This is a genomic window from Streptomyces sp. JLBG701 (assembly GCF_058544905.1).
On the sequence record NZ_CM178588.1, the window covers coordinates 6,298,048 to 6,317,892 of the forward strand.

21 protein-coding genes are annotated in these 19,845 nt (G+C 69.0%); 13 read left to right on the forward strand and 8 right to left on the reverse strand.

The genetic code is table 11. The features are described 5' to 3' along the window. The first annotated feature begins 9 nt into the window (after window positions 1-9). A complete protein-coding gene (locus AC5DRG_RS29175; RefSeq protein ID WP_491802414.1) occupies window positions 10-504 on the forward strand; it encodes a GbsR/MarR family transcriptional regulator in 495 nt (164 codons plus the stop codon). A 32-nt stretch (window positions 505-536) separates the two neighbouring features. Here the strand turns inward: AC5DRG_RS29175 and AC5DRG_RS29180 are convergent, their stop codons facing one another. After that, entirely contained in the window at window positions 537-2,045 is a 1,509-nt protein-coding gene (locus tag AC5DRG_RS29180) for an APC family permease (protein ID WP_491802415.1), read from the reverse strand. Window positions 2,046-2,198: 153 nt separating this feature from the next. Between AC5DRG_RS29180 and AC5DRG_RS29185 the strand changes: the two genes are divergently transcribed. Both AC5DRG_RS29185 and eutC read left to right on the forward strand, forming a co-directional pair. Next, window positions 2,199-3,605, forward strand: a complete 1,407-nt coding sequence (locus AC5DRG_RS29185) for an ethanolamine ammonia-lyase subunit EutB (protein ID WP_491802416.1) — start codon at window positions 2,199-2,201, stop codon at window positions 3,603-3,605. Then, window positions 3,602-4,387, forward strand: a complete 786-nt coding sequence (gene eutC / locus AC5DRG_RS29190) for an ethanolamine ammonia-lyase subunit EutC (RefSeq protein ID WP_491802417.1) — start codon at window positions 3,602-3,604, stop codon at window positions 4,385-4,387. Before AC5DRG_RS29185 ends, eutC begins: the two co-directional genes overlap by 4 nt. Window positions 4,388-4,420: 33 nt before the next feature. Here the strand turns inward: eutC and AC5DRG_RS29195 are convergent, their stop codons facing one another. Next, window positions 4,421-5,266 (reverse strand): diacylglycerol kinase family protein, encoded by an 846-nt coding sequence (locus tag AC5DRG_RS29195; protein WP_491802418.1) that lies wholly within the window; start codon window positions 5,264-5,266, stop codon window positions 4,421-4,423. Window positions 5,267-5,473: 207 nt separating this feature from the next. On the opposite strand from AC5DRG_RS29195, the gene AC5DRG_RS29200 reads away from it, so the two are divergent. From AC5DRG_RS29200 to AC5DRG_RS29220, 5 genes are all read left to right on the forward strand, one after another. After that, window positions 5,474-6,757, forward strand: a complete 1,284-nt coding sequence (locus AC5DRG_RS29200; RefSeq protein ID WP_491802419.1) for an adenylosuccinate synthase — start codon at window positions 5,474-5,476, stop codon at window positions 6,755-6,757. 194 nt (window positions 6,758-6,951) lie between these two features. Continuing rightward, the gene (locus AC5DRG_RS29205) at window positions 6,952-8,769 is read left to right on the forward strand and encodes a bifunctional metallophosphatase/5'-nucleotidase (RefSeq protein WP_491802420.1); all 1,818 of its coding nucleotides are present in this window, start codon (window positions 6,952-6,954) and stop codon (window positions 8,767-8,769) included. A gap of 86 nt (window positions 8,770-8,855) precedes the next feature. Then, window positions 8,856-9,740 carry a helix-turn-helix domain-containing protein gene (locus AC5DRG_RS29210; RefSeq protein WP_491802421.1) on the forward strand — a complete coding sequence of 295 codons (885 nt, stop codon included), beginning with the start codon at window positions 8,856-8,858 and terminating at the stop codon, window positions 9,738-9,740. A gap of 51 nt (window positions 9,741-9,791) precedes the next feature. Further along, window positions 9,792-9,965 (forward strand): hypothetical protein, encoded by a 174-nt coding sequence (locus AC5DRG_RS29215; protein WP_491802422.1) that lies wholly within the window; start codon window positions 9,792-9,794, stop codon window positions 9,963-9,965. A 1-nt stretch (window position 9,966) separates the two neighbouring features. Then, window positions 9,967-10,965 carry a peptidoglycan-binding protein gene (locus AC5DRG_RS29220; protein ID WP_491802423.1) on the forward strand — a complete coding sequence of 333 codons (999 nt, stop codon included), beginning with the start codon at window positions 9,967-9,969 and terminating at the stop codon, window positions 10,963-10,965. Window positions 10,966-11,129: 164 nt separating this feature from the next. Here AC5DRG_RS29220 and AC5DRG_RS29225 read toward each other — a convergent pair whose 3' ends face one another. Further along, entirely contained in the window at window positions 11,130-11,381 is a 252-nt protein-coding gene (locus AC5DRG_RS29225) for a DUF397 domain-containing protein (RefSeq protein ID WP_491802424.1), read from the reverse strand. Next, window positions 11,378-12,214, reverse strand: a complete 837-nt coding sequence (locus tag AC5DRG_RS29230) for a helix-turn-helix domain-containing protein (protein ID WP_491813191.1) — start codon at window positions 12,212-12,214, stop codon at window positions 11,378-11,380. Before AC5DRG_RS29230 ends, AC5DRG_RS29225 begins: the two co-directional genes overlap by 4 nt. Before the next feature lie 125 nt (window positions 12,215-12,339). Here AC5DRG_RS29230 and AC5DRG_RS29235 point away from each other — a divergent pair, with 125 nt between their 5' ends. The 4 genes from AC5DRG_RS29235 to AC5DRG_RS29250 all read left to right on the forward strand — a co-directional run bounded on the left by AC5DRG_RS29235 (window position 12,340) and on the right by AC5DRG_RS29250 (window position 14,552). Continuing rightward, complete coding sequence (locus AC5DRG_RS29235) at window positions 12,340-12,735, forward strand: hypothetical protein (RefSeq protein WP_491802425.1); 396 nt, start codon at window positions 12,340-12,342, stop codon at window positions 12,733-12,735. A gap of 137 nt (window positions 12,736-12,872) precedes the next feature. Next, window positions 12,873-13,709 carry a hypothetical protein gene (locus tag AC5DRG_RS29240; RefSeq protein WP_491802426.1) on the forward strand — a complete coding sequence of 279 codons (837 nt, stop codon included), beginning with the start codon at window positions 12,873-12,875 and terminating at the stop codon, window positions 13,707-13,709. 115 nt (window positions 13,710-13,824) lie between these two features. Further along, on the forward strand, window positions 13,825-14,091 hold the full coding sequence (locus AC5DRG_RS29245) for a cupin domain-containing protein (protein WP_491802427.1): 267 nt from the start codon (window positions 13,825-13,827) through the stop codon (window positions 14,089-14,091). Continuing rightward, window positions 14,088-14,552: a PIN domain-containing protein gene (locus tag AC5DRG_RS29250; protein ID WP_491802428.1), complete on the forward strand. Its 465-nt coding sequence runs from the start codon at window positions 14,088-14,090 to the stop codon at window positions 14,550-14,552. The genes AC5DRG_RS29245 and AC5DRG_RS29250 overlap by 4 nt, the downstream gene beginning before the upstream one ends. Before the next feature lie 45 nt (window positions 14,553-14,597). On the opposite strand, the gene AC5DRG_RS29255 is transcribed toward AC5DRG_RS29250, so the two are convergent. Next, window positions 14,598-15,461, reverse strand: coding sequence for an SDR family oxidoreductase (locus AC5DRG_RS29255; RefSeq protein WP_491802430.1), 864 nt, complete (start codon window positions 15,459-15,461; stop codon window positions 14,598-14,600). Between the two features lie 176 nt (window positions 15,462-15,637). On the opposite strand from AC5DRG_RS29255, the gene AC5DRG_RS29260 reads away from it, so the two are divergent. Continuing rightward, window positions 15,638-15,934: a hypothetical protein gene (locus tag AC5DRG_RS29260; protein WP_491802431.1), complete on the forward strand. Its 297-nt coding sequence runs from the start codon at window positions 15,638-15,640 to the stop codon at window positions 15,932-15,934. On the opposite strand, the gene AC5DRG_RS29265 is transcribed toward AC5DRG_RS29260, so the two are convergent. The 3 genes from AC5DRG_RS29265 to AC5DRG_RS29275 all read right to left on the reverse strand — a co-directional run bounded on the left by AC5DRG_RS29265 (window position 15,927) and on the right by AC5DRG_RS29275 (window position 19,794). Next, window positions 15,927-16,577, reverse strand: a complete 651-nt coding sequence (locus AC5DRG_RS29265) for a putative DNA-mimic protein (protein WP_491802432.1) — start codon at window positions 16,575-16,577, stop codon at window positions 15,927-15,929. The two genes, AC5DRG_RS29260 and AC5DRG_RS29265, sit on opposite strands and share 8 nt — an antisense overlap. A gap of 89 nt (window positions 16,578-16,666) precedes the next feature. Next, complete coding sequence (locus AC5DRG_RS29270) at window positions 16,667-19,096, reverse strand: dolichyl-phosphate beta-glucosyltransferase (RefSeq protein WP_491802433.1); 2,430 nt, start codon at window positions 19,094-19,096, stop codon at window positions 16,667-16,669. Then, window positions 19,093-19,794: a GntR family transcriptional regulator gene (locus AC5DRG_RS29275; RefSeq protein ID WP_491813192.1), complete on the reverse strand. Its 702-nt coding sequence runs from the start codon at window positions 19,792-19,794 to the stop codon at window positions 19,093-19,095. Before AC5DRG_RS29275 ends, AC5DRG_RS29270 begins: the two co-directional genes overlap by 4 nt. Between the last annotated feature and the right edge of the window lie 51 nt (window positions 19,795-19,845).

The window sequence follows — 19,845 nt, forward strand, 5'->3', positions numbered from 1 at the left end:
GATGGGCGCATGACGGAATCAGTCGGGGTCGGTCGGGACGCGGAGGCTGTGTCGAAGTTCGTCGAGTCCTTCGCGGCGCAGCTCGTCGAGGCGGGGATGCAGCGCATGGCAGCCAGGGTCTTCGCCGCGCTCCTGTCCTCCGACGACGGTGTGATGACCTCCGCCGAACTGGGCGAACAGCTGCAGATCAGCCCCGCTGCGGTCTCCGGGGCGGTGCGGTACCTGGCCCAGACGCACATGGTGTCGCGCGAGCGGGAGCCCGGCTCGCGCCGGGAGCGCTACCGGGTGCACGGTGACCAGTGGTACGAGGCTCTCACCAACCGCGAGGCCGTCATCAAGCGTTGGGAAGGTGCCCTGCGCGAAGGGGTCGCCAGCCTCGGGATCGACACGGCGGCCGGACGCCGCATGGCCGAGACGCTCGCCTTCTTCGAGTTCATCGAAGGCGAGATCTCGGCCATGATGGAGCGGTGGCGGGTGCACCGCCAACAGGTCTTCGGCGACTAGGAGTTACCCAACTGAGAGCTGTCGACCAGGAGTTACCGCTCCTTGGTCTCCTCCAGCACCGTGCGGCCGAGCAGTGCGTACCGCTCCGGCGAGCGGCGCTTGAGGTACTGCGCGTATCCGACGCCGCCCAGCGCGATCAGCGCGACGATCCACGGCGTCGCCTTCAGCACCAGCGAACCGGACTCCGTACCCGCCGCGACGCCCATGTTGGACACCAGGAGCACGACCACCGCGAGCATCGCGACGCCGCCGACGAGCGGGGCGGTGAAGGTCTTGAACCAGTGGCGGCTCTCGGGGTGGTTCTTGCGGAAGTAGGCGAGGACCGCGAAGGAGCACACGGCCTGGACGACGAGGATCGCCATGGTGCCGAGGATGGCGAGAAGGACGTAGAGCGCGTTGTACGGGTCCTTGCCCGCGATCCAGAACGCGCCGATCAGCACGGCGCTCACGATCGTCTGCACCAGGCCCGCGATGTGCGGGGAGCCGTGCTTGGCGTGGGTGCGGCCGATGCTGTTCTTCAGCGAGGGGATGACGCCTTCGCGGCCGAGCGCGTACATGTAGCGGGCGGCGCAGTTGTGGAAGGCCATGCCGCAGGCGAGCGAGCCGGTGATCATCAGCCACTGCATGACGTCGACGGCCCAGGCGCCCACGTACTGCTCGGTGGGGTTGAAGAAGAGGGCGAGCGGGTTGGCGGTGGCGACCTCGACGGCCTTCGACGTGCCCGTGCCCGAGATGGCCATCCAGGAGACGAAGACGTAGAAGACGCCGACACCAAGCACCGAGATCATCGTCGCCTTGGGGATGATCTTCTTCGGGTTGCGGGACTCCTCGCCGTACATCGCCGTCGACTCGAAGCCGACCCACGACCAGAAGGCGAAGAACAGCCCGAGGCCGGCGCTGGTCCCCTTGAACGCGTTGACCGGGTTGACCGGGTCGAAGCTGAAGCCCTCCGGGCCGCCGCCGTGCAGGGCGACCGAGATCGCCATCGCCGCGAGGATCGTCACCTCGGTCGCGAGAAGTACGACAAGCAGCTTCTCGGCGACGCTGACGCCGAACCAGGTGCCGGTGGCGTTGATGGCGAGCATCAGCATCGCGAACGCCCACCACGGGACGGCAAGTCCCGTCTGGTCCTCAAGAGTTGTGGTCGCGAAGACCGAGAAGATGCCGATGAGCGCGGGCTCGAAAACGGCGTACGCGAAGGTCGCGAGCAGCCCCGAGGCGAGGCCGACGGTGCGGCCGAGGCCGTAGGAGATGAAGCCGTAGAAGGCGCCCGTGGAGGTTATGTGCTTGGCCATCGAGGTGAAGCCGACGGAAAAGATCGCCAGGACGACCATTGCGACGAGGTAGCTCGCCGGGGCTCCGATGCCGTTGCCGGCCGACACCATGAAGGGCACGTTGCCGGTCATCGCGGTGATCGGCGCGGCGGTGGCCACGGCCATGAAGACCACGCCGAGCAGGCCGATCGCGTTGGGCTTGAGCCGGTGGACGGCGCCTTCCTCGCTTGTGTTCGCCGCGGGGGCGATTCCCTCATCAACTGCCATCGGGGTGGCCCCTCTCCTGTCGGTCGGCGCTGGTTGCACTGGACCGGAACTCTGTAGTTCGAATGAGTCGGTCAAGGGCATCGGCGCGTTAAATGTTTGTCAACCAGACCTTTAGAAATCTGGCGGCAACACGTGGCTCGTACGGTCGCCGACATGAGCAGCAGTACGTACTCCTCCACCCTCGGCGGCCACCGCTACCGCTTCGACTCCCTCGCGCGCCTGCTCGCCGCCGCGAGCCCCGAACGCTCCGGCGACCGCCTCGCCGGCCTCGCCGCCGCGTCGGCGCAGGAGCGGGTCGCGGCGCGCTGGGCGCTGGCGGACGTGCCGCTGGCGGCCTTCCTGGCCGAGCCGGTGATCCCGTACGAGGACGACGACGTGACCCGTCTGATCGTCGACACGCACGACACCGTGGCCTTCGCGCCGGTGGCGGGCATGTCGGTGGGCGAGTTCCGGGAATGGCTGCTGTCGGAGGCGGCGGACGCGCGGGCGCTGGCCGCCGTGTCGCCCGGGCTGACGCCGGAGATGGTCGCTGCGGTGTCCAAGCTGATGGGGAACGCCGACCTGGTCGCGGTGGCGCGGAAAGTGCGGGTGGTGACGGCGTTCCGGTCGACGATCGGGCTGCCGGGGCGGCTGGCGACCAGGTTGCAGCCGAACCATCCGACGGATGACCCGGCGGGTGTGGCCGCGGCCCTGCTGGACGGGCTGCTGCTGGGCTCCGGTGACGCGGTGATCGGCATCAACCCGGCGACCGACAGTCCCAAGGCGGTACGGGATCTGCTGGAACTCCTCGACGGGGTGATCCAGCGCTACGACATCCCCACCCAGTCCTGCGTCCTGTGCCACGTGACGACGAGCATCGACCTGATGGAACGGGGCGCTCCGGTCGACCTGGTGTTCCAGTCCATCGCCGGTACGCAGGCGGCGAACGCGTCCTTCGGCGTGACCCTGGGGCTGCTGGACGAGGCGTACGAGGCGGCGAAGGGGATGGGGCGGGGGACTGTCGGGTCGAACGCCCTCTACTTCGAGACGGGGCAGGGCAGTGCGCTGTCCGCCGACGCGCATCACGGGGTGGACCAGCAGACGGTGGAGGCGCGGGCGTACGCGGTGGCGCGGCGCTACGACCCGCTGCTGGTGAACACGGTGGTGGGCTTCATCGGCCCGGAGTACCTGTACGACGGCCGCCAGATCCTCCGCGCGGCTCTGGAGGACCACTTCTGCGGCAAGCTGCTCGGCCTGCCCATGGGCCTCGACATCTGCTACACCAACCACGCCGACGCCGATGACGACGACGTGGCCACGATGCTGACGATGCTCGGCGTCGCCGGGGCGTCCTTCGTGATCTGCACGCCGGGCGGCGACGACATCATGCTGAACTACCAGTCGGCCTCGTACCACGACGCGCTGTACCTGCGGCAGGTACTGGGGCTGCGGCCGGCGCCGGAGTTCGAGGCGTGGCTGGAACGCATCGGCCTGCTGGACGAACGGGGCGCGATCCGTGACGTGTCGGGCACGGCCGGGGCGCATCCACTGACGGCGATCGGACGGGAGCTGGCAGCATGACGGACAGTCAACTCGCTTCTCTGGTACGGGCCTTGGTGGCACCCGAGTCCGACGACGCCATGTGGGCGGCCCTACGACAGCACACTCAGGCTCGTATCGGGCTCGGCCGTGCGGGCGCCGGCCTGCCGACCCGGCACCGCCTGGAACTCCAGGCCGCGCACGCCGCCGCCCGGGATGCCGTGCACTCACCCTTCGACCCGGACGTGGTGGCGTCCGCGCTGACGGGCATCCCGACGATCCGCGTGCGCAGTGCGGCGCCCGACCGGCTGGTGTACCTCCAGCGTCCCGACCTTGGCCGCCGCCTCGATCCGGCGGACCGGGCGCATCTGCCCCGCGATGACTGGGACGTCGTCTTCGTGGTCGCCGACGGGCTGTCCAGCAGGGCCGTGCACGAGCACGCGGCGGCGATGGTGCGGGCCACGACTGCTCTGCTGCCGGGGGAGTGGCGCGTGGCCCCGGTGGTCCTGGCCGAACAGGCCCGAGTGGCCCTCGGTGACGACATCGCCCAGGCCATGGGGGCGGCGATGGTGGTGGTCCTCGTTGGCGAACGCCCCGGTATGTCGGCGGCGGACTCGCTGGGGGCGTATCTGACGTACGAGCCTGTGCCGGGCACGACGACGGATGCCGACCGCAACTGCCTGTCCAACATTCGGCCGCCGCTGGGGCTGACGTATGAGGCGGCGGCGGGGAAGTTGGGGGCGCTTATGCGGAGGGCAAGGGTGTTGGGGGCGACGGGGGTGGGTCTGAAGGACGAGTCGGACGGTCCGGCGCACCTCACCTGACCGTCGCGCTGCCCCCTGGGGACGGCGCGAAGACTACTTCGGCAACGTCAACCCCCACGCCCCCTCCCGAACCACCCACGTCCGAGTCCGCACAGGCCCGCTCACCACCGAATCCGCCCGGTATCGGAAGGCCGCCCCGGCGACGGTCACCGTCATCCCGGAGGCCCGCAGCGGGGAGGCCTCCGCCCCCACCGACACCGGCCGCACCTCGACCTCGGCCACGCCCGAGCCGCCCGGCGTCACCGACACCGACTCCACCGGCTGGTTCAGGTCCACCAGCGTGATCCCGTCGACCTCCAGCCTCAGCCGGGAGGGCCGGGAAGCGGGCAGGGCGGGTTCCCGCGCGGGCCGGGTCGGCACCAGGGTCCGTACGAGGGACTGGCAGGTCCGCAGCCAGGGACGCCCGGCCTCCGCCTCCACCGGCTCCTCCCGCGGAGCGACCGGCGGAATCCGCAACGCGCCAAGCACCACCCCGTCACTGTCGTCCACGAGCAGATCAAGCCGCCGCTCGACCCCGTCCAGCACGGCCCGCGCGGCAGCCACGGCCCCCGTGGGCACCCCGAGGGCCTGCGCCAGCGAAACCGAGCCACCACACCCCACCGGCACGAGCGAAAGCCCGCACGCGGCCAGCTCCCGCTGCCGGTGCAGCAGGGAGACGGTCCGCAGCAAAGTCCGGTCGTCCCCCACAACCACAGGCCGCCGAGAACCCCGTTTCGCCAGCGCCCGGGCAAATTCCTCAGGCCCGTCCGGCTGGCACACTTTCGTCGCCGCACCCCCGCTGAGCACGTCTTTCGCGATCCGTACGGACTCGCCGTCCGTGCGCAAAGCGACCGGGTCGATGACCACCAGAAGCTGGTCGGAAGTCGCCACCTCGGTCATGCCTCGCTTCCTCGGGTAGCATCTTTGTGCAAGAGCCCCTTGCGCTATTGCGCCAGGGGCTTCGTCTATTCCGGGGCATCCGGTCCGACGGGTTGCGGCCAACGAAGGTCGCCGGTGTGCGTACGCACCACAGGCTGTGCCCTGCACAGGCTGCGTGGCGTGCGCCCCTGACCTTGGACATGCCCCGCCCGGAAGGGGTGTACGCGCGTGCCCGCACTTGTGCTGCTCGGTGCTCAGTGGGGTGACGAAGGCAAGGGAAAGGCGACGGACCTGCTAGGCGGCTCCGTCGACTATGTGGTGCGCTACCAGGGCGGCAACAACGCCGGCCACACGGTAGTCGTGGGCGATCAGAAGTACGCCCTTCACCTTCTCCCTTCCGGGATCCTCACCCCTGAGTGCACGCCGGTCATCGGCAACGGTGTCGTCATCGACCCGTCGGTCCTGCTCTCCGAGCTGAGCGGTCTGAACGAGCGTGGCGTCGACACGTCCAAGCTGCTGATCAGCGGAAACGCCCACATCATCACGTCGTACAACGTGACTGTGGACAAGGTGACGGAACGCTTCCTCGGGAAGCGGAAGATCGGCACCACCGGCCGTGGCATCGGCCCGACCTACGCGGACAAGATCAACCGCGTCGGCATCCGCGTACAGGACCTGTACGACGAGTCGATCCTGCTCCAGAAGGTCGAGGCGGCCCTCGACGTCAAGAACCAGGTCCTCACCAAGCTCTACAACCGCCGCGCGATCACGGCCGAGCAGGTCGTCGAGGAGCTGCTGGGCTACGCCGAGCAGATCAAGCCGTACGTCGCCGACACGGTCCTGATCCTCAACCAGGCCCTCGAGGACGACAAGGTGGTCCTCTTCGAGGGCGGCCAGGGCACGCTCCTTGACATCGACCACGGGACCTATCCCTTCGTCACGTCCTCCAACCCCACCGCCGGTGGCGCGTGCACGGGCGCAGGCGTCGGCCCGACGAAGATCAGCCGGGTCATCGGCATCCTCAAGGCGTACACGACGCGCGTCGGCTCGGGCCCCTTCCCGACCGAGCTGTTCGACAAGGACGGCGAGGCGCTGCGCCGCATCGGCCACGAGCGGGGCGTCACGACGGGCCGCGACCGTCGCTGCGGCTGGTTCGACGCGGTCATCGCGCGGTACGCGACCCGGGTCAACGGTCTGACGGACTTCTTCCTCACGAAGCTGGACGTCCTGACCGGCTGGGAGCAGATCCCGGTCTGCGTCGCCTACGAGATCGACGGCAAGCGCGTCGAGGAACTCCCGTACTCCCAGACCGACTTCCACCACGCGAAGCCCGTCTACGAGTATCTCCCCGGCTGGTCGGAGAACATCACGAAGGCCAAGACCTTCGACGACCTCCCGAAGAACGCCCAGGACTACGTCAAGGCCCTGGAGGACATGTCCGGCGCTCCGATCTCCGCGATCGGCGTGGGCCCGGGCCGGGACGAGACGATCGAGATCAACTCGTTCGTCTAGTACTGACGTTCCGTACACGAGCTGGTAACACCCCATCCCCCGGCGGGCTTCGGCCCGCCGGGGGATGACTCTTACTTGACCTGGACATGGGCTCCCTCTGGTTCCGACGGGCGTTCGGCACGGCCACGATCTACGCGTGTAGTCACACTCGCCTCCGCCGTACCCCGAGCCAGCCCCAGCCCAGGAGACCCCCTATGCCCGTCAATCCGCTCAACCGCCGGGACTTCGTGAAGAAGTCGGCGGTCACCGGCGCCGCCGTGGCCGTCGCGGGATCGGTCGCGGCGCCCGCCGCGCAAGCCGCCGACCGCAAGCCGGCCAAGGCGCCGAAGACCTGGTCGTTCTCCATCCTGGGCACCACCGACCTGCACAGCCACGTCTTCGACTGGGACTACTACAAGAACGCCGCCTACAGCGACAGCAAGGGCAACAAGACGGGCGTGGCCCGTGTCGCCACGCTCATCAAGCAGCAGCGCGAGGCGAAGGGCGAGGACCGCGTGCTGCTCGTCGACGCCGGCGACATCATTCAGGGCACCTCACTGGCGTACTACTACGCGCGCGTGGACCCGATCACCGGCACGGACGGCAAGAACGGCCCCAAGCACCCGATGGCCGTGGCGATGAATGCCATGCTCTACGACGCCGCCGCCCTCGGCAACCACGAGTTCAACTACGGCATCGACCTGCTGCGCAAGTTCGAGAAGCAGTGCCACTTCCCGCTGCTCGGCGCGAACGCGCTGGACGCCAAGACGCTTCTGCCGGCCTTCCAGCCGTTCACCGTGAAGTGCATACGCGTCCCCGGCGCCCCGGACATCAAGGTCGGCATCCTCGGCCTGACCAACCCCGGAATCGCCCTGTGGGACAAGGACAACGTCAGCGGCAAGATGGTCTTCCCGGGCCTGGTCGAGCAGGCGAAGAAGTACGTCCCGCGCATGCGCGCCCTCGGCTGCGACGTCGTCTTCCTCACCGACCACTCGGGCCTGGACGGCAGTTCGTCGTACGGCGACGAACTCCCCTACGTCGAGAACGCGTCGAACCTCGTCGCCGAGCAGGTCCCCGGAATCGACGCGATCCTGGTCGGACACACGCACACCGAGGTCTCCTCCTACACGGTGAAGAACACGGAGACCGGCAAGGAAGTCATCCTCTCCGAGCCGTACTGCTGGGGCATGCGCCTGACGGTCTTCGACTTCGAGCTGGAACTCGTCCGCGGCCAGTGGAAGGTGACCAGCACCAAGGCGCAGACCCTCAACAGCAACACGGTCGAGGAGGACGCGGAGATCACCGAACTCCTCAAGGCCGACCATGACTTGGTCGTCGAGTACGTCAACACGGCCGTCGGCACGTGTACCGAGGAGCTGTCGGCCGCGGAGTCCTGCTGGAAGGACACCGCCGCCATGGACTTCGTCCACCAGGTACAGATGGACGCGGTGAAGGCGGGCCTGTCGACCTCCGACGCGGCCCTCCCGCTGATCTCCGTCGCCGCGTCCTTCAGCCGCACGGCCGACATTCCCAAGGGCGACGTGACGATCCGCGACGTCGCCGGCCTCTACATCTACGACAACACCCTGTACGGCAAGAAACTCACGGGCGCCCAGCTCAAGGACTACCTGGAGTACGCGGCGAAGTACTACCACCAGGTCCCCACCGGAACGAAGGTGGACACCGCCACCCTCACCAACGCCAACAATTTCTGGGACTACATGTACGACGCGGCCGCGGGCGTCTCGTACGACATCGACATCGCGCAGGCCGAGGGCTCCCGCATCAAGAACCTGGCCTACAACGGCACTTCGGTCACCGACGACCAGGTCTTCGTCGTCGCCGTCAACAACTACCGCGCCAACGGCGGCTCCGGCTACCCGCACATCGCGGACGCGGACATCGCGTACAGCTCCACCAACGAGGTCCGCCAGCTGATGATCGACTACGTGACGGCCAAGGGCACGCTGAACCCGGCGGACTTCGCGGTCACCAACTGGAAGCTGACGCAGGACGGGACGGCGGTGTTCTGACAGTCGTGGGACTCCGCGTCCATCGCATGTTTACGCGTTCTTGGTAACTCTTGTACCAGGCGTATTCATTGACCTCGGGGGGACCGATGGACGCGGAAGGCTGGACACGGGAGCTGGGCAGGCCGGGGAGTGTGCGGGAGCTGGGCGGCGTGTGGGTGTCCGCCGTGCGCTGCCCGGCGGTGGAGTTACGGGGCGCCGGGCTCGGTTCCCTGTCCGGTCCCCGGTATCACCTCGCACTGCTGCTGGCCGGTGCGCTCGTGCTCGAACAGGAGGGCAGGTCCACGCGGGTCGACCGCGGGGATCTGGTGCTGCTCGACGGCAGCCGTCCGTTCCGGATGGCGTTCACCGCCACCCGGAACACGGTCGTCACCGCCCATCTGCCCACGGTGCCGGGCGACCCGGCGCTCTGCGTGGCACGGGCGCTGACCGGGCGGGAGGGACCGGGCGCGCTGGTCGCCGGGTTTCTCACCGGGCTGGCGAGGGACACCACGCCGTACCGGCCCGCCGACCAGCGGCGGCTGGGCCTCGCCGTACTCGAACTCACGGGTGCGCTACTGGACTTGGGGCCGGGGGAGCAGCGGAGCGAGCCCCTCCTCCCGCGCATCCAGGCCTACGTCCTCCAGCATCTCGGCGACGGCCGCCTCACGCCCGACGACGTCGCAGCCGCGCACCACATATCCACCCGCTATCTGCACCGTCTCTTCCAGCGCCAGGGCCTGACCGTGGCCGCCTGGATCAAGGCGCAACGGCTGGAGCGGTGCCGGCGGGACCTGGCCGATCCACGCCTGGCCCAGCTGCCCGTCCATGTCGTCGCCGCACGCTGGGGATTCCCGCAACCCGCCGATTTCAGCAGGGCGTTCCGCACCGCGTACGGCATCGCCCCGACGGCTTTCCGGGTGCGCTGTCCGCCAACAAACAGTGCGCGCGCTGCCAACGACAGTCACCTCACGGCTCAGCAGACTCAGGGATAAGGGCAGGCACGGGGGTGTGCCCTGCCACGACCACATCCATGGGGGAACCGTATGGCCGAGAACGAAGCGGTCGCCGCCGCGGCGGCGAGCGAGCAGAAGCCGGTGGAACCGCGTGGCGGCGCCGGGGTGTTCGACGTCGACCCGGACCAGAGCAAGGTGAGCCAGGACCCGAAGGCCGTAGTCAAGGGCGACATCACTGCCTTCCCCGAGAACGGGGGGCTATGACATGGGATCCGTCGAGGGAATGCTCGCGCAGATGCGCAAGCTGATCGGCACCGGTGAGACTCCGCCCGGCTCGAACACCAACTTCATCACCAAGTGGTACGGCATGAACGACGCGTGGTGCGACATGACCGTCAGCTACGCCGCCGCACACTCGGACAACCTGAGCGCGGTGATGGGCAAGTTCGCGTGGACGGTCGCGCACGCGAAGGCCTTCCAGAACAAGGGCCGTTGGCACTACGGGGTCGGCGGCATCCGCGCGGGCGACATCGTGTTCTTCGACTGGAGCGGCACCCGGTCCATCAACAACATCGACCACGTCGGCGTCGTGGAGGCCGTGCACTCCAGCGGCAAGATCACCACCATCGAGGGCAACACCAGCGACAAGGTGATGCGCCGGGACCGCTACTCCTCCGAGATCGTGGGCTACGGCCGCCCCTCCTACGGCAACGCCCAGCCGCTGCCCTCCACCGACGGCATGCTGCGCCGCGGCTCGAAGGGCGCCGCCGTCAAGACCCTCCAGCAGAACCTCAACACGGTCATGGCGTCGAAGCTGGTCGTCGACGGCGACTTCGGCCCCGCCACGGAGACGGCCGTGAAGGCCTTCCAGAAGAAGTACGGCCTCTCGGTGGACGGCGTGTACGGCCCGGCCTCGGCGGCCATGATGAAGGCCGCACTAAAGGGCGGCACCAAGCCGACGCAACCCACCCCGCGCCCGCCGGCCGCCGGAAAACTCACGGTAGACGGCCAGTTCGGCCCCGCGACCTGCGCCGCACTCCAGCGCTCACTGAACTCCCACGGCGCCAAGCTCTCCGTAGACGGCTCCTTCGGCCCCCTGACGAAGAAGGCCCTCCAGAGCTACCTGAAGGTGACCGCGGACGGCGTCGTCGGCCCGAACACGATCAAGGCCCTCCAGAAGAAGGTCGGCGCGGGAGTAGACGGCCAGTGGGGTTCGGACACCACCCGCCACCTGCAACTGACGCTGAACGCGGGCAAGTTCTGACCGCAGGCCGGTAGGCCGGTAGCCCGGTAGCCCGGCAGGTCCCGCACGTCGCACTGTGCTGCGGCGTGCGGAGCCGTTTTCAGATCTGGGCGTCGTGGGTTGGTGGGGCGGTCACGTCGAAGGCACGCATGGGCATGCCCACCAGACCACTACATCCCCGAAGTTCAGGAAGCCACGGAGAGGAACGCGGCCCAGGCATCGCCGGAGAGGGTGAGGGTGGGGCCGTCGGGGTTCTTGGAGTCGCGGATGTGGATGGCGCGGGGGCCTCGGGGGCAGGCGGCGACCTCGACGCAGTTGCCGCCGCCGTCGTCGCTGTACGACGACTTGTGCCAGGCGTAGGCGACCTCGACGCAGTTGCCGCCACCGCTGTCGCTGTAGCTGGACTTGAACCACCGAAGGGTTCCGGTGCCGCTCATCGTTCCTCTCCTGCCAACCGCTCGATGAGGCTCAGCGAGTCGTCGGGACTCAGAGCCTGTGCCCGGATCCTCGCATAGCGGTGTGCCAGTTGGGAGACCTCCGAGGGATCGCTGATCAGAATGCCCTGGTCCTCGACCTCCATGTAGACGACGTGCTGGTGCTCCGAGGTCTCCACCAGCTTCATGGAACCACGGTCGCCCGCGTACGTCCCGCGCAGCCCGCGATCCAACGGCAGCACCTGCACACACACGTTGTCCCGCCGCGCGTCCTTCGCTAGCGAGCGCAGCTGCCCGCGCAGGATCTCCCAGCTCCCGAACGGCCGCCGCAGCACGCTCTCTTCGAGGATCAGCTCGATGTACGGCGCCGGATCCCGATCGAAGAGCGCCCTGCGGGCCAGCCGGGCCTCGACCAGTTCCTCGCGCTTGGCCTCGGACACCGGTGGATAGCCGCCACCGATCAACGCCCGTGCGTAGTCCTCCGTCTGGAACAGGCCGTCGACGACCAGCGTCTCGTACGACGAGAGCGTGAGCGCCCCCGCCTCCAGTTCCGAGAAGCCACGGAAGCGTGCCGGGTATTTCTCCAGCAGCATCCACTTGCGCGCCTTCTGGAAGACCTCCAGCCCGCCCCCGATCACCTCCTCCAACCTCACCAGCATCTGATCGCTCGCGGGCTGCGCACACGTCTCCATCGCGCTGATCGCCGATGCCGTGTAGCCGAGCTTCTTGCCCAACTGTTCCTGTGAAAGCCCCAGTTGCTCCCGCAGCGCTTTCGCCAGGGCGGCGACCAAGTGGGCCGTACCGCCTGCCTCCGTTTTGTTCTCCGCCCGCGCCATTGCGGTCACCCCCGAACTCAACCGAACTCAACCGGTCTCAACTGGTCGACGGCCCCACCCAACCGTGGCCGACCGACGACTCAGAGTTATGGAGAACGCTAGCCTCACCTGCCGAAACTGGCCCCATGAACACACAAAGTGACCTGGACTGGATCCCCCGTACCGGCGTCCAACTCCGCAAGGCAGGCGTCCAGTTCGACGCGGTCAGGGTGGACGGCGACGAGGGCCGAGCCGTGGCCGATCACCTCGCGCGCATCACGGGCGGTGACCCGGGGCCTGTCGTGGAGACGGCGACCGGACGCCGAGGCGTCTACTTCCTCGTCCCCGTCGGCAGCGTCTCCCACCGCCCCTGGCCGCCCGGCATCACCCGCCTCACCGCCGGCCCGGACCACGTCTCGTTCATCCCGATCCCGGCCCTCGACGGCCAGACGTGGCCGCTGACTTGGCGCTACCGCCCCACGGCCGCCGATCGCCTCGTGCACGCGTTGCTTCTGCACACCGCGCTTCACCCTATGGAGTGAAGAACGCGAACTTCCGCCCAGGAAAAGCCAGTTCCGGCTTGCAATCGTCGCTCTGCGTACCCATAGAGTCACGGCAACAAAGAACGCCCCCGCGGTGCGCCAACACCCGGGGGCCTGGCACAGGAGCAACACCTCCCATGCGTATTCATCGTACGACGCCCACGCGCGCCTTTTCGGTCTTCTCCAACGCCCTTCTCCGTGACCGGAGCATCTCCTGGTGTGCGGTCGGCGTACTGACGTACCTATTGAGTCTCCCCGACGACGCCCGCGTCACCATCCGCACGCTCGCGGACCAGCGCAAGGAGGGACGGGCGCGGATCGCTGCCGCCCTGCATGAGCTGGAGGAGTCCCGGTATCTGCGGCGGGTCGTGCGGAAGAGCCGGGAGACGGGGCAACTCTTCACCGTGTACGAGGTTTTCGATACTCCGTACGAGGACGAACCACCGGCGGGTGAAGAGGAAAAAGTCCAGAACCTGGCTTCCGGCGAGTTGGCTGTCGCGGCATCGGGCGGTCCCCCTTCGGGGGTAAAGACCAGGGAGCAAGAACCTCCCTCCCCGGCCTCGGTCCCGGCCCCGGCCCCGGTCGAGCCGGACCCGGCGCCCGAGCCGGGTGAACGCACCGCCCTCGCCGCCAAGTTGCTCGGCTCGCTCGGCCGTACCGAACCCCGGCTCACCCTCGGCGGAGCCGACGCGCTGCGGCTCGCGCCGCTCGTGGAGGCGTGGTGGGACGCGGGGGCGAGCAGCGCGCAGGTGCGGGCCGCGTTGACGGACGGGCTGCCGCGGCGGATGTACTCGGCGGGCGCCATCGTCGAGAACCGTCTGCGTCGCAAGTGCCCTGCCGCCCCTGCCGCCGGGCCGGTCACGACCGTCGAGGTCGAGCTGCGCACGCCCGGCGCGTCCGGGTATCGCGAGGCGGCGCGGCGGGGTGGCGCTGTCGCCCGTGCGTTGCTGCGTGGGCAGTTGGCGCCCGCGTAGGCACACAGACTCCCGGCCGTGCAGCCGTACGGGCGGGTCCTTCGAAAGAAACGGAGTGCCGATGACCATCGCACTCGAACGCCCTGAGACGGTATACCACCGGTATACTTTGCTCATGGCTGACACAACGATCAAGGTCGACCCCGCCGTCCGGGACCGCCTCCAGGAGCTGGCCCGCGAGCGCGGGATGACCATGCGCGATCTGATCGCCGAGCTGGCCGGGGCCACGCCCACCAAGGAAGAGCTGCGGAAGCGGTGCGAGGAGACCAAGGCGTACGTGGAGGAGCACTTCCTCGGCAGGCCGTATACCGAGGAGGACGAGAAGGCCGGCGAGAAGCTGTGGGCCGATCTTGAGGCCGGGCGCATCGGGGAGGTCCAGTGACCGGGGCTCAGGGCGAGGAGCGGTATCCGCTGCCGCGTGCCATCGTCTTCGACGACAGTGCGGCGCTCGCGCTCGGCGCCGGGAACAGCATGGCGTCCCGGCTGGTCGTCGAGGCCGAGAAGGATCCCGCGCTACGCGTCTACATCCCGGCACTCAGTCTGGCCGCCGCCGAGCGCGAGCGGGCCGGGGTCGCGGAGCACCTGGGCGCGCTGCCGTCCGTCAACATCGAAGGCCTCGACTTCGCCGCGGCGGCCGCCGTGGGCAAGCGCCTTCGGACGGCGGCCGTCGGGGAGGACGAGGAGCCGGGCGACAAGAGCGAGCCGGACTGGAGCGGTGCTCACGTGCTGCACCTCGCTCTGCCGACCGTGGAGTGGCCACGCGGCCGTCCAGTCCTGACCAGGACACCCACGCGCTATCGCGGCACCGGCATCCGCACCATCCGCATCGTCGAGCGGGGCTGACGACGATCCACGGGAAGGGCGCCTTCGGGTGCCCTTCCCCTGCCCTCACCCCCCGAACGCCCCCACATGCACCCCCACCCACTGCCCGAACGACCGCGCCGGCCTCCCCAGCAGCTTCTCCACCGTCGGAAGTACCTCCGTCCCCCGGTCGTCCTCCAGCGTGCGGCGCATGATCGCGTCCACCACCTCCGTCGGGAAGCCGTACCGCTCCATGGCCGCGCGGGCCGCCTCCGCCCCCATCTCGGTCACCCGCAGGTCGCGGTTCAGGGCCCTGCCCAGGATCGACACCTCCTCCCTCGGCGTCAGTGTCTGGGGGCCGCTCAACTCGTAGGTCGCGCCCGCGTGTTCGTTCGTGCTGGACATGAGCGCGAGCACTGCCACGTCCGCCAGGTCACCCGGGTCCACGCTCGCGGCCGGACGGTCGGCGAAGGGCATCGTCACCTCGTCGCCGGCCCGCAACTGCCCTGCCCACTGGAGCGCGTTGCTCATGAAGCGGCCGGGGCGGAGCAGCGTCCAGGCGAATGCGCGGGACGGGTCGGTCACGGAAGCCTCTGCCTCCGCGTGCCAACGGGCCACCAGGTCCGTGCCCGCCCCTCCGTCCAGCACCGACAGTTTCACCACCCGGCTCACTCCCGCCCTCGCCGCTGCCTCCGCCAGTGCGAGGTCGTGGGTCGGGCCGGGTGCCGTGCCGATCGCCTGGGCCGACATCAGGAACGCCCCGCTCGCCCCCGCGAACGCCGCGTCCAGGCTCGCCGGGTCGGCCGCGTCGCCGTACACCCGCTCCACGCCCGCCGGGAGGTCGGCCTGCGTCGGGCGGCGCGTCATCGCCCGTACCGGCTCACCGGCGCCCGCCAGTCGCCGTACCAGCTCGCCGCCCACATGCCCTGTCGCCCCGGTCACCACGATCATCGCCGTCTCCCTTCGGCATTCGCCTTTCGCCTCTCGCACCAGCGTGTGGCGGAAGGCCTTCGGCGGCATCGCACGGCAGGAGGCGGGTGCCCTGCTCCCCCGGGAGTAGTCACCTCACAAGGCTCGCGAATCGGGCATATCCTGGGGTTGGGGTTGTGCAGAGGAAGGAGAGCGTCATGCGTGTGTTGCTCAAGGCCACTCTCGACCGGGAGAGCTCGAACGAAGCCATACGGAACGGCACGTTGCCCAAGCTGATCCAGGAAACACTGGAACAAATCAAGCCGGAAGCCGCCTACTTCACCGCAGACCAGGGCGACCGCACGTGTTTCCTGGTCTTCGACATGCAGGACAGTTCCCAGATGCCGGCCATCGCCGAGCCGTTCTTCATGAACCTGGGCGCCAAGGTGTACTACACGCCGATCATGAACCTCGAAGACCTGCAGAAGGGGTTGTCCCAGCTGCACTTCAGCTGAAGATGATCATCGACCCCTGCGCCAGACTCCGCGTCGCCGCCGCGTGCAGGCCGAGCCACACATGACGCTCGCGCGCGAAGGGGCTGGGGTCGTACGGAGGCGGTACGGCGGGCTCCTCCAGCTCCGTGGGAGCTCGTGGCGGTTCCGGGGGCGCCGGGGGGTTGGTCGCGTCGATGCCGATCACGCCCGCCACGAACTCCAGCTCCCTCAGGAGAGTCTGCGACGAGCCCAACGGGCCTCCGCCCGCGAGGAGTTCGTCGCTCGACAAGGGGTGCGGGAAGTCGACCGGGACGTACGCGCCCGCGTGGTCGTAGTGCCAGACCAGGTGTGACTGCTGGGCCGTCGTCTCGAACATCTCCAGCAACTGCTCGTAGTCGCCGCCCAGTTCGTCCACCGGTGTCACGGGCAGTCCGCAGACCTGGAGGAGGTAGGCCCGGCGCAGGAAGTGCAGCGCGTCGTAGTCGAACCCGGCGACCGGAGCGACCTCGCCGGACAGGCCCGGCATGTACTGGTACACCGGCACCGGAGGCAGGCCCGCCTCGCCCAGCACCATGTTGTATTGCGCGAGTTCCTCGGCGAACGGGTTGTCTGGCGTGTGGCACAACACGTCGACGAGCGGTACCAGCCACAGGTCACAGGCCAAAAGAGGACTCCTCGCAGAGTGCGGTCAGCAGGTGGTCGAGTACGTCGTCACGTGCGTGGTCAAGGCAGAGTAATCGGTCCGGGCCAAGCTCAGCTCCCGTTGTGCAGGTCCCATACCCACACCCCGCCCGTCCACTTACCGGGACGGCCCACCAGCTTCTCCACCGCCTCGCGCAGCTTGTCGGCGTTGGTCTGCGGGGCCACCACCAGCACACCCGCGTTCCAGTACGCGAAGTCCTTCTTGGCCTGCGCCTGCCAGTTCTCGCCGATCACCGGGACCACGCCGGTGTAGCGGACGTCACGCAGCATGTTGGAGGTGTAGCGGGGGGAGGCGCCGTAGATGCCGACGCGGTCCTCGCCGTAGGGGCCGTTGAAGTAGCCGCCGGGGAGGTCGAAGCCGAGGCCGGCGACCGTCTGCCAGTGCAGTGCCTCCGCGTTGCCGGGGTCGGGCAGCGGCACCGGGACCAGTGACTCGCCCTTGCCCACATACGACCGCCACGTTCCGTCCGCGATGAACGCCGGCACCTCCGCGCGGCCCACCGCCTTCAGCGGGGCGGGGATGATCGGGAGCACCGCCAGACAGACGGCCACCAGGCCGACGTACTGCGTGCCCATGGCCCTAGTCGCCGCCAGCCGGTCGACCGCGACGGCGAGCAGGATGCCGAGTGCGGGCGCGCAGATCATCGCCAGGCGGCCCTCGATGACCGACTCGAAGAGAGGTTTGTCGGCGAGGACGGCCCACGGGCCCGAGAACACCACATCCGTGAGCGGGAACTTGATCTTCGGGCCCAGGGAGAGGAGGGCCGCGGCGACCGCCGTGAAGGCCAGCGCCTTGACGAGCGCGCGGTCCCACAGTCGTACGACGATCCCGAAGGCGAGCAGGGCCAGCGGCCAGCCGTAGAAGGCGTTCTGTTCGGTGGGGTTCAGGGACAGGGCGTTGGCCGTGTCCCGGTCGCCGAACATCCAGGAGCGTTCGGAGAAGGAGAGCAGGGCCAGGGGGCTGTTGCCCGCGTTGTCGCCGTGCAGGACGCTCTTGTAGCTCTGCGGGCCCGCGAACTGCCAGTAGAGGGGGAAGGCGACGATCGGGAGACAGACCGCGCCCGCGATCAGCAGGCCCTTGAGCAGCGGGCGCCAGGCCTCCTTCGCCACGTCCCGGCGTACGACCCCGTAGGCCGCCGCGAACATCAGCATGCCCATGGCCGCGAGCAGGAACGGCTCCTCGCCCAGGAAGACCTGGTACGCCGCCATCAGGCCGAGCACGATCCCGTCCCGGCGGACCCGGGCGCCCGTGCACAGGCGCAGGGCGCGGTCGATGATCAGCGGGATCATGAACAGGATCACGAAGTTCGGGTGCGCGTTGGCGTGGCTGACCATGGGTGGGGCGAAGGCCGCGAGCGATGCGCCGAGGAAGGCTGCGGCGCGTTGCTTTACGACCCGCTTCACTATCAGCCAGTACCAGGCCGACGCGGTGGCGGCCAGGCCCAGTGTCATGACGAGGCTCAGGGCCGTCGCCGGGCCGAACAGGAGCGTGATCGGGGTGGCGGGGACCGACAGGCCCAGCATGACCGTGTTGGCCATGAGGTTCACGCCGTCGGGGAAGCCTTGGAGGTCGGTGAAGAGGGGGTTGCGGAAGTGGCTGACGCTGTCGGCCGTGACCGCGAAGAACCACTCCCACTGGTTCTGGTCCTGGAGCGAGTCCGGGAGGTAGCGGTTCCCCGGGTCGAAGAAGCGGCCCGAGTACAGGGCCACCGCCATGAGGAGAAAGAGGATCACCGCGAAGGCGTCCGCCGGGCGCAGGCTGCGGGACTTCAGGACGGTCAGCTCGGCCAGGACACGGGCGTAGTCGAGGGGCCGTACCTTCGATCCTGACTGGTGGGACCAGCGCACCGGGACCTCGGCGACCGGCCAGTCGGAGCGGCGGAAGTGCTGGAGGACCTCTACGTCGATGCCCCAGCCGTTGAGCCGGGACGCGGCGAAGGCCTCGCGGGCCTTGTCGCCCTCGAAGAGCTTGAAGCCGCACTGGGTGTCGCGTATGCCGGGCACCGCGACCTGCCGTATGAGGAGGTTGCCTGCCCGGCCGGCCAGTTCGCGCAGCCGGTGCTGGTGGCTGTCGATGGTCGAGCCCGGTATGGAGCGGGAGCCGATCGCGGCCGCGTTTCCTTCGCCGAGTTCCTTGTCGAGCTGGTCCAACTCCTCGATGGGGGCGGCCAGATCGGCGTCCGTGACCAGGACCCGGCGGCCGACCGAGGCGGCGACGCCCAGGCGCAGGGCGGAGCCCTTGCCGCGGTTGCGCGGGCTGGTGACGAGCTGGACGCGGGGGTCGGTGCGGGCCGTCACGACCTCGCGCGTTCCGTCGGTCGAGCCGTCGTCGGCGACCACGACCTCCCACGTGCCCCAGCGGCCCTCGTTCACGCTGAGATACGCGGTCACGGCGTCGAGGGTCGGGCCCAGGCGCTGCTCTTCGTTGTAGGCGGGTATGACGACGGAGAGGTCGACGGTCCGCTGCTTTGGCCCGCTCATCCGGCGGCCAGCCGCTCGATGACGGCGAGGGACTGCTCGTTGTACGTGGCGACTATGGCCTGCGCGGTCACGAAGTCCTGGCGGGCCAGCGCGTCGACCAGTTCGGTGTGCTCCGACCACAGCTGTCCGCGCAGATCGGTGTGGTGGCGCAGGCGCTGTACCGCGCACACCCAGGACTGGACGCGCAGCCGGTGCAGGAAGTCGACGAGGTAGGGGTTGCCGAACAGGGCACTGAGCTCCCGCCAGTAGCGCAGGTCGTAGCCGATGAGGATGGTGAGGTCACCGGCGGCCGCGGCGCGCTGGGCCTCCTCGCCGCGCCGGCGCACCCCGGCGAGGGCGGCGACGGTACGGGGGTCGGCGTAGCGTGCGGCGGCGATGTGGCTGTCCTCGAAGACGCGGAACATGCCGTCCGAGACGAGGCTGCGGGCCTCGACCATGCCGCGGTAGTCGGCCAGCGAGTACTCGTGGACGCGGAACCCGCGATGCTGGTCCGCCTCCAGCAGGCCCTGTGCCGAGAGATCGACCAGCGCCTCGCGGACAGGGGTAGCGGAAACGCCGTACTGCTCGGCGATCTCCTTCACCGTGAACTCCTGGCCCGGCTGCAGCCGCCCGCCCAGCACCTCGTCACGAAGCGCGTCGGCGATCTGCTGCCGCAGGGTGTTGCGGGTCACGGCGCCGTTGCCGCTGGTGGCGGGCATGGTCGGGGCGTCTCCCTCGTCGCGGTTGGTGGCATGCTCGTAGATGCGCGC

Bases quoted from the DNA above. Each gene is read 5' to 3' on its own strand.
- AC5DRG_RS29175 (WP_491802414.1), top strand. From the start codon at position 10: ATGACGGAATCAGTCGGGGTCGGTCGGGACGCGGAGGCTGTGTCGAAG.
- AC5DRG_RS29180 (WP_491802415.1), bottom strand. From the start codon at position 2,045: ATGGCAGTTGATGAGGGAATCGCCCCCGCGGCGAACACAAGCGAGGAA.
- AC5DRG_RS29185 (WP_491802416.1), top strand. From the start codon at position 2,199: ATGAGCAGCAGTACGTACTCCTCCACCCTCGGCGGCCACCGCTACCGC.
- eutC (WP_491802417.1), top strand. From the start codon at position 3,602: ATGACGGACAGTCAACTCGCTTCTCTGGTACGGGCCTTGGTGGCACCC.
- AC5DRG_RS29195 (WP_491802418.1), bottom strand. From the start codon at position 5,266: ATGACCGAGGTGGCGACTTCCGACCAGCTTCTGGTGGTCATCGACCCG.
- AC5DRG_RS29205 (WP_491802420.1), top strand. From the start codon at position 6,952: ATGCCCGTCAATCCGCTCAACCGCCGGGACTTCGTGAAGAAGTCGGCG.
- AC5DRG_RS29210 (WP_491802421.1), top strand. From the start codon at position 8,856: ATGGACGCGGAAGGCTGGACACGGGAGCTGGGCAGGCCGGGGAGTGTG.
- AC5DRG_RS29215 (WP_491802422.1), top strand. From the start codon at position 9,792: ATGGCCGAGAACGAAGCGGTCGCCGCCGCGGCGGCGAGCGAGCAGAAG.
- AC5DRG_RS29220 (WP_491802423.1), top strand. From the start codon at position 9,967: ATGGGATCCGTCGAGGGAATGCTCGCGCAGATGCGCAAGCTGATCGGC.
- AC5DRG_RS29225 (WP_491802424.1), bottom strand. From the start codon at position 11,381: ATGAGCGGCACCGGAACCCTTCGGTGGTTCAAGTCCAGCTACAGCGAC.
- AC5DRG_RS29230 (WP_491813191.1), bottom strand. From the start codon at position 12,214: ATGGCGCGGGCGGAGAACAAAACGGAGGCAGGCGGTACGGCCCACTTG.
- AC5DRG_RS29235 (WP_491802425.1), top strand. From the start codon at position 12,340: ATGAACACACAAAGTGACCTGGACTGGATCCCCCGTACCGGCGTCCAA.
- AC5DRG_RS29240 (WP_491802426.1), top strand. From the start codon at position 12,873: ATGCGTATTCATCGTACGACGCCCACGCGCGCCTTTTCGGTCTTCTCC.
- AC5DRG_RS29245 (WP_491802427.1), top strand. From the start codon at position 13,825: ATGGCTGACACAACGATCAAGGTCGACCCCGCCGTCCGGGACCGCCTC.
- AC5DRG_RS29255 (WP_491802430.1), bottom strand. From the start codon at position 15,461: ATGATCGTGGTGACCGGGGCGACAGGGCATGTGGGCGGCGAGCTGGTA.
- AC5DRG_RS29260 (WP_491802431.1), top strand. From the start codon at position 15,638: ATGCGTGTGTTGCTCAAGGCCACTCTCGACCGGGAGAGCTCGAACGAA.
- AC5DRG_RS29270 (WP_491802433.1), bottom strand. From the start codon at position 19,096: ATGAGCGGGCCAAAGCAGCGGACCGTCGACCTCTCCGTCGTCATACCC.
- AC5DRG_RS29275 (WP_491813192.1), bottom strand. From the start codon at position 19,794: ATGCCCGCCACCAGCGGCAACGGCGCCGTGACCCGCAACACCCTGCGG.